This window comes from Candidatus Aquicultor sp., from assembly GCF_054640775.1.
In genome coordinates, this window is the sequence record NZ_JBTSLF010000184.1 from 1 (window position 1) to 4,822 (window position 4,822).

Below are 4,822 nucleotides of genomic sequence, written 5' to 3' on the forward strand. Positions count from 1 at the left end.
ATTTTCAAAGTTTTACTTGGGTGGATCTAATCGCTTAAACCCACCCAAGCCATAATCTCTTTCGAGTAAGACTTTTCTAGAACAATCCGCTTACTTCGCCGGTGTTCACATCGACGTCGACTCTTCTGTACGCCGGGTCGGATGCGGTACCTGGCATCAAGCTGATTTCTCCTGCCATCGGGCAGAGGAACTTGGCGCCGCTGTAGACCAAAACGTCGCGGATCGGAAGCTGCCAGCCCTTCGGCACACCCTTCATTGTCGGGTCGTGCGTGAGGCTTAAGTGAGTCTTGACCATCATCGTCTGGAAGTCAGCAAATGCCGGGTCGGCCTCGAATCTCTTGGCCTTTGCCTCAGCAAGCGGTGACCACTGTACGCCGTCGGCACCGTAAACTTCCTTTGCGACCATTTCCACACGCTGGCGCAGCGGCATCTCTAATGGATAGAGCGGCTTATAGTTGGACGGCTCATTGGCCGCATCCATAACTGTATCAGCCAGTTCGGCAGCACCCTCGCCACCGTACATCCAGTGCTCGGAAACCGCGGCGCGGACGCCTATCTCGGCGCATAGCTTGCGAACGAGATCGTGCTCCGCCTTGGTATCGGTGTAGAACGCGTTGATAGCGACGACCGGGACGATACCGGACTTCTTGACGACCTCGACCATATGGCGCAGGTTCTCAAAGCCCTTCTCGACAAGGCTGAGGTTCTCTTTTGTGTATTCTTCCGGAAGCGGACGTCCAGGAGCGACGACCGGGCCGCCACCGTGCATCTTCATAGCCCTGATAGTAGCAACGATAACCGATACGTTCGGTACGTTACCGGAGAGCCTGCACTTGACGTTCCAGAATTTCTCGAAGCCGATGTCGGCGGCGAAGCCGGACTCGGTTACGGTGTAATCGAAGAGTTTCAAAGCCAAACGGTCGGAGATAATCGAGTTCTGGCCGATGGCGATATTGGCAAACGGGCCTGCGTGGATGAGAACCGGCTGGCCCTCTACCGAGTAGCACAGCGTCGGGTTGATCGTATTACGCATCCAGGCGGTCATGGCGCCGGCGACATCCAGGTCGGATGTTGTAATCGGCTTGCCGGTGCGGTCGTAGGCAACCGTGATCTTGCCAAGGCGATCGCGCAGGTCGGCGAGGTCCTTAGAAACAGCGAGAATAGCCATTAACTCGGAGCCGACGGCGATACCGAAACGGGATGCCATCGGGTAGCCGTCTTTCTTGCCGCCAAGGCCGATCATGATGTTGCGGAGCGACTGGGCGCAGAAATCGATGACCCAGCCCATCTCAACGTTTTTCGGGTCGATGTCAAGGCGCCTGAGGCCACGCCTGGTAAGTTCCTCGTCGGTATAGTTACACTCGTGCTGGTAGCGCGAGGTAAGGGCAACCATTGCGAGGTTGTGGGCGTTCATGATGTCGTTGATATCGCCGGTAAGGCCCAACGAGAACTCCGTCATCGGGATAAGAAGCGCGTTTCCGCCGCCGGCAGCCGTACCCTTGACGTTCATGGTCGGTCCGCCTGATGGCTGGCGCAGTGCGCCGCCTACGTTAATGCCTTTTACTCCAAGACCCTGGATAAGGCCCATGGAAACTGTGGTCTTACCTTCACCGAGAGGGGTTGGCGTAATGGCTGTGACTTCGATGTACTTGCCGTCCGGTTTGTCTTTCAGACGGTCCATTATCTTTAGAAAGTCAAGCTTAGGCGTCTTACCAAAAGGAATCATCTCTTCCTTAAGTATGCCAAGTTTATCGATCCATTCCTCAGGAGTCGGTAGATACTTCATTGCCTCTGCAGCGATCTGCCAATCCTTATTCTTGGTTGGGTCCATCGACCTCGGATTGTAGACCTTCTCTGTTGTTCCCATAGAACCTCCTTGTTGTTTGCATCAGTTTCTCAGCTCAAACTAAAACCCCCTAGCCTCTCAGCCGGAAGGTAGATTGAATGCTAAATTATTAACGAGATGCCAAAAAAAACAATATGCTTTTAGGCGCAAAAAAAGCAATACCTGTTCGTAGCTCTCCTTTAGCCCTCAAGGTGTTGCCAACTCAGCCGTTTGCAATTTGTGTTACAAACCACGAGCTATGCACCAATAATAATACTGAAAACCCCACGACCTCGTCAAGAAAAAACTTGATTAAATACTTAATTGTATACTCCTAAGGGGTTGACAGCAATTTAGAGTCCGCGAACGGTCGCATTTTACCGGTGAACGTGTTAATTATGGGTTAAACGGTACCCGTGAATGGTACCATAGCTTCTATGAAAGGGCTTGTGTTACATACCCAGCATCGCTTTGAGCTGCTGACCGCGACGGCGGCTGACGGGGATTTCGTTTTGCTGGTTGCACCGAACCTTCAGGACGTAGCTTCGCCCGTACATCGGAACGATCTCGATGACATGACGCAGATTCACGATGTACCCCCGGTGCACTCGCAGAAACGATTTACTGGCCAGGCGTTCTTCAAGCGTTTTTAGTGTAAAGCGGGTAATAAAAGTATTATCCGCGGTATGTACAAAAACGATATCATTATGGCTCGAGATATAGACGATCTCACGCATGGGTAGAAGCAGCGTTTTTCCTCTGCTTTCAACCGGTATTCTCTCTATGTCTATCACCGATTTTTCTTGGGGTACGTCTTGCTTGACCGCCGGCGCAGCAGGCTGTGCCGCGGAAAGGCGTTTTTCGACCTTGTCGATCGTATGGGTGAGGCGATCCTCGTCGATCGGTTTCATAAGATAATCGACCGCATCCAGCTCAAACGCCTTGACCGCATACTCGCCATAGGCGGTAACAAAAACGACCGCCGGCACATTGGGCAGCTCTTTTATCGACGCGACCACATCGAGTCCGCTCAAACCCGGCATCTGAATATCGATGAGAACGAGGTCGTAGTTGAGCGCCTTGATAAGCTCAAGCGCCTCCGTCGAGTTGGTCGCCTCGCCGATTACCTGAACGTTCGGGATCTTCTCAAGCAAGTACCTGAGCTCAGAACGCGCCGGTGCCTCATCATCAACAATCAAGGTTTTAAGCTGTCTCATTCTCTTTACTCCTGGAAATCGGGATATTCAAGAGCGCCCGGGTGCCGGCACCCAGCGCGCTTTCGATCTTGACCTGGTAGTCTTCGCCGTAAATGCTGCGAAGCCTTTCGTTCACGTTACTTAAACCTATTCCGCTTCCCTTACCATAACCAAATTTTATGACTTGGTCTAGGTCTTCTTCAGAAATTCCGCGACCGTTGTCGGTAACGGTTATCTGCATGTTATTATCGACAAGCCGTGCGATGATGCCGATCTCGAGTTCGCGCTCCTCACAAAATCCGTGCTTTACCGCGTTCTCAACGATCGGCTGTACCGTCAGCGCCGGTAGGATGCATTCCTGCGCGTCGTTGTCGATGTCGAAGCTGATATCAAGGCGGTCGCCAAAACGCGCCTTCTCAAGCACGAGGTAGTTTGCGATATAATCGAGTTCCTGCGCGAGTGTAATAAAGACGTCCTTCCATTCAAGCGATTTGCGGAAGAAATCGGAAAACTGAACGAGCAGTTTACGTGCTTTCTGCGGGTCGGTCCTGATAAACGCCGTTATCGTGTTGAGCGTATTAAAGAGAAAATGCGGATTGATCTGCGCCTGAAGCGCCCTCAGCTCCGCGTGATAGGTAAGTTCTCTCTGTAGCTCAAGCTCCGAGAGTTCGATCTGGGTACTCAAAAGCTGACCCAGTCCTTCCGCTACCGCAACCCTGCTCTCGGTGAGCTTCTTCGGATTGTCATAATAGAATTTTAGCGAACCTACCGCTTTGCCCGCCTTCTCGAGAGGAACGACAACCGCAGCCTTGAGCTTACAGTTGACCATGGGGCAGCCGATCTCGGTCTTTGAGCCGAGAATGCGCGTCGTGTCAGTCTCGATGGCGTCCTTTGTGGCGCGCGTAAGGATGGGCTTTCCAACCAGGTGATGGTCCTCGCCGACACCCCTGAACCCGAGAATCGTCGTGCGGTCGGTAATCGAAACCGCAACCGCATCGGTCTGACCGTGGATGATATTGATAACCTCAGAAGCCGACTCGGCATTAAGGCCTTTCCTCAAATACGGCAGGGTCCGTCGCGTAATCTCAAGTATCTGGTGGGATTGCTTCGCCTTGTTATGCTCGGCCTGGCTCGCCAGCCGGAAAATGGTGAGCGCCGCAAAGACCGTCGCGCTTGAGGGTACCGCCAAAAGCAAGAAGATAAACGAGCCTACGTGCAAGCCAAAGAGATAGGCGTTTAAGTAAATGACCGCAAGGGCAAGCAGGCTTCCAAAAACGATGCTCCCTAGGAAGTAGTAAAAATTATTGGTGTTGCTCTCATCCCATTTCCTCAGATCAAACACGCACTCTCACCTGCACTATTATCAGGCCTATTAGACTATAGCTAATACTATGATTATTGCAGCAGGAAAATTTTACCTGCTATTGCGTTCAATTAAGATAGATTATAGCTAAAGCTTTAGTCCTTGGATATGCTTATTTCAAAAAGAGCACGCTACGGATGAAACCCGATCTTCGCTTTTGGCCCCGACGCCTCCTCGATTTTGCCGAAGGCTTTCTCGTACCTTGCGACGTTCTCCTTAACCGCCGAGAGTATCCGCTTCATATGCCCCGGGCTGGTGATAATCCTTGCGCTCACCGTTCCAAACGGTTGAGATAAAAACATGAAGTCCATGATGAACTCGTCCTTCGTATGTGAAACTACCAGGTTGTTCGAATATACCCCCGGAATTTTGTCCTCGGGGAACCTTACCTCGATGTTCATCTCATTTGCCATATAGCACCGCCTCTCTCTTGTTCTG

Annotated in this window: 4 protein-coding genes; all 4 read right to left on the bottom strand. The window is 51.9% G+C overall.

The features are described from left to right. Positions 1–76: 76 nt before the first annotated feature. Positions 77–1,867 carry a formate--tetrahydrofolate ligase gene (locus ACYC56_RS12235; RefSeq protein WP_461374461.1) on the bottom strand — a complete coding sequence of 597 codons (1,791 nt, stop codon included), beginning with the start codon at positions 1,865–1,867 and terminating at the stop codon, positions 77–79. 410 nt (positions 1,868–2,277) lie between these two features. Next, positions 2,278–3,042 carry a LytR/AlgR family response regulator transcription factor gene (locus tag ACYC56_RS12240; RefSeq protein WP_461374462.1) on the bottom strand — a complete coding sequence of 255 codons (765 nt, stop codon included), beginning with the start codon at positions 3,040–3,042 and terminating at the stop codon, positions 2,278–2,280. Then, entirely contained in the window at positions 3,029–4,363 is a 1,335-nt protein-coding gene (locus ACYC56_RS12245; RefSeq protein ID WP_461374463.1) for a histidine kinase, read from the bottom strand. Before ACYC56_RS12245 ends, ACYC56_RS12240 begins: the two co-directional genes overlap by 14 nt. A 152-nt stretch (positions 4,364–4,515) precedes the next feature. Next, a partial coding sequence (locus ACYC56_RS12250) for a DUF3467 domain-containing protein (protein ID WP_461374464.1) occupies positions 4,516–4,822 on the bottom strand: 307 nt, incomplete at its 5' end.